This window comes from Bacillus sp. 05T31 (assembly GCF_056396725.1).
In genome coordinates this window covers 1-2,583 of sequence record NZ_JBFTMA010000650.1, presented here as the reverse complement: position 1 = coordinate 2,583, position 2,583 = coordinate 1, and the positions used below count along the sequence as shown (strand labels likewise).

The window sequence follows — 2,583 nt, the reverse complement described above, 5'->3', positions numbered from 1 at the left end:
CATAAGATATGCTTGTTCTTCTGTTGGATACAAACGGAATTTATATGCTTTATTATGCTTTGTCATATCATTTCACCTCACTTTTCACCTTGGTTTTCAATATATTTCTTTACTACATCTATTGGCGAACCACCAGTAGTTAGTAAGCAAAAACTTCTTGACCAAAACATCTCTTTCCAAAGTTTCGTTTTCACTTGTGGAAAGTCTCTCTTGATTAGTCGAGAACTTGCACTCTTATAAGCATTGATGAATTTTGTCATTTCTGTATTCGGATGTGCCTTGAACAAAATATGAACATGGTCTACATCATGATTCCACTCTACCAGTGTTATGTTGTAATTCTCGGATAACCTGATAAACATGTCTTTTGCATAATCTGACATATCATCATCAAACACATTTCTTCTGTATTTTACGACCAACACAAGATGATAATACAACAAGAACACTGAATGATTATTGCTGTCTAATTTCATTGATATACCAACCTTTGCACTTTATAAGACTGATTATATCAGAGGCGAAATAAAAAGCAAAGCCTTTTGGCTACGCCAAACCGAAATTCATCTCCCACCTACCGCTCGGCTACGCCCTTCACGCGCTTGAGGAAGGAGAATTCTTTCGAGGAATTCGTTAAATTTAAAAGATAGAAAAAAGGAATATATCTTTATATTTTAATTTATATAATTAAAATATAAAGATATAGATTTACAATGAACTTCTGTAATGAGTCTAGCACATTAGTTTAGATGAAGTAGTGAGTGTACTCAAGTATTATATTGAGGGGAAATAATCATATAAACGTAATTTGAATGAAGGAGATAATTTATGAAACTTAAACAGACGGTATTAGCAGGCAGTATTATGTTAGCAACAACATTAACACCAATGATAGATGCGCAGGCAGAAGGCAAAAAGTTTAATGATGTTCCACAAGGCCATTGGTCCTTTAATGCTATTACAGATTTAGCAAATAAAAATATTATTGCAGGTTATGGAAATGGTATGTTTGGTTTTGGTGATAACATAACTCGTGGTCAAGTGGCTAGAATGATTTATGCTTACTTGAAACCTGCAGACGACCCTAATATTAAAAATCCGTTTACTGATGTCAAAGGGCATATGTTTGAAAAAGAAATCTTAACTCTTACTAAAGTTGGTATTATGAGTGGCTATGGTGATGGGAAATTTGGACCTGATAATATCTTAACACGTGAGCAGTTAGCTACTGTGATAACAAAAGCCTTTAATTTAAAAGCGACAGCAACTACTACATTTAAAGATGTGGAAAAAAACTATTGGGCTACGAATGCTATCAGTGCATTACAAGAAAATAAAATTGCTGCTGGTACAGGAAATAATATGTTTGAACCAAAGCAGGTTGTAACACGTGAGCAATATGCGCAATTTTTATACAGTGCAATTAATGTAAAAGAGAAACCGGAAGAAAATAATGGTGGAACGACAACAGAGCCAGAGAAACCGGAAGAAAATAATGGTGGAACGACAACAGAACCAACAGATCAATTACCTCCTAATCTAAAGAAGGTAGAAATAGCAAAACAAACATATAAAGCAGGAGAAACAGTAAGGATAAGCGTAGAGGCAGAAGATGATGTTTCAGGTATAAGGGAAGGTTTTGTATCAATAAAAGGACCTACAGGGGAAGAGAGTACAGGTATAGCAATTTATAATAGAGAAAGTAACAAATGGATTACAGAAATCCCGTTAAGTTCGCATGCGAATCCTGGAGAATACAAGATAACTGCGATTACTCTGTCTGATAATGCTAGTCACACTAAAATTTACTGGAGTGGTCAAGACTTTAATGTTTTCTTCAATGTTACAAAAAATTAATATGAAAATTATATAATTAAGAAGAAATTTCAAAATTTACTACACTGTTTTTGAGTGAAATTTGGAAATGATAGCTATTTTATGCCTGACAATTTTGTAGTATCTCATAAATTTCTCGCTTTCTTAAATATAAGATAAGTAACCTATCAGGCCGAAGGATATTCATTATTTAATGTATTAGCTTCAACATAATAGGTTACTTTTTTTCTATATCTGTAAAAATAGAGATAAATGAATCTAGTAAGCAAATAAAAAGTGGTGAATTTGTATCATTTGAAATTTGTTTTTTGTTTTAATGTTTTTGATTTTAGCAAAAATAATGTTGTTTAATTTGAGAAGAAAATTTTAAAAACAAACTTCTTTATTTCAAGATCATAATTTTTTCTTTTACAAATACTGTAAACCTCTCCGAATCACCTTCCTCAATTAAATTCATCACTTCACGTTCGCCATCATGAAAAAAAATGATTTTCTTTCCTGTTAAAAATCCTTTTTCTACCTCTATCGAATCAATTTTTGTATAATTAAATACTTTAAACGTTTCACTCCCTAAATATTTTGTATAAAAACACATACGTTCATTTGTAGCGACCAATATCCCTTTTCTTTGACCACCCATACCAAATACTTGATATTGAAACATTCCATATAGGCTATTTTCAATAATCTCATTTTCATTAAGATGTGATTGTACCAATGTCATAGCCGTTTTTAAGCGTTTTTAAG

4 protein-coding genes are annotated in these 2,583 nt (G+C 32.0%); 1 reads left to right on the top strand and 3 read right to left on the bottom strand.

Annotated elements, in window-relative coordinates:
* Together AC1DJR_RS25935 and tnpA are read right to left on the bottom strand one after the other, a co-directional pair.
* Positions 1–66: helix-turn-helix domain-containing protein (locus AC1DJR_RS25935; protein ID WP_477003854.1), on the bottom strand; the 66-nt coding region annotated here is incomplete at its 3' end.
* A gap of 11 nt (positions 67–77) precedes the next feature.
* Positions 78–476: an IS200/IS605 family transposase gene (gene tnpA / locus AC1DJR_RS25930; RefSeq protein ID WP_427328498.1), complete on the bottom strand. Its 399-nt coding sequence runs from the start codon at positions 474–476 to the stop codon at positions 78–80.
* 352 nt (positions 477–828) lie between these two features.
* On the opposite strand from tnpA, the gene AC1DJR_RS25925 reads away from it, so the two are divergent.
* Entirely contained in the window at positions 829–1,857 is a 1,029-nt protein-coding gene (locus AC1DJR_RS25925; protein WP_477003853.1) for an S-layer homology domain-containing protein, read from the top strand.
* Between the two features lie 361 nt (positions 1,858–2,218).
* Here AC1DJR_RS25925 and AC1DJR_RS25920 read toward each other — a convergent pair whose 3' ends face one another.
* Positions 2,219–2,560, bottom strand: a complete 342-nt coding sequence (locus tag AC1DJR_RS25920; protein ID WP_477003852.1) for a PH domain-containing protein — start codon at positions 2,558–2,560, stop codon at positions 2,219–2,221.
* Between the last annotated feature and the right edge of the window lie 23 nt (positions 2,561–2,583).

Bases quoted from the DNA above. Each gene is read 5' to 3' on its own strand.
- AC1DJR_RS25920 (WP_477003852.1), bottom strand. From the start codon at position 2,560: ATGACATTGGTACAATCACATCTTAATGAAAATGAGATTATTGAAAAT.
- tnpA (WP_427328498.1), bottom strand. From the start codon at position 476: ATGAAATTAGACAGCAATAATCATTCAGTGTTCTTGTTGTATTATCAT.
- AC1DJR_RS25925 (WP_477003853.1), top strand. From the start codon at position 829: ATGAAACTTAAACAGACGGTATTAGCAGGCAGTATTATGTTAGCAACA.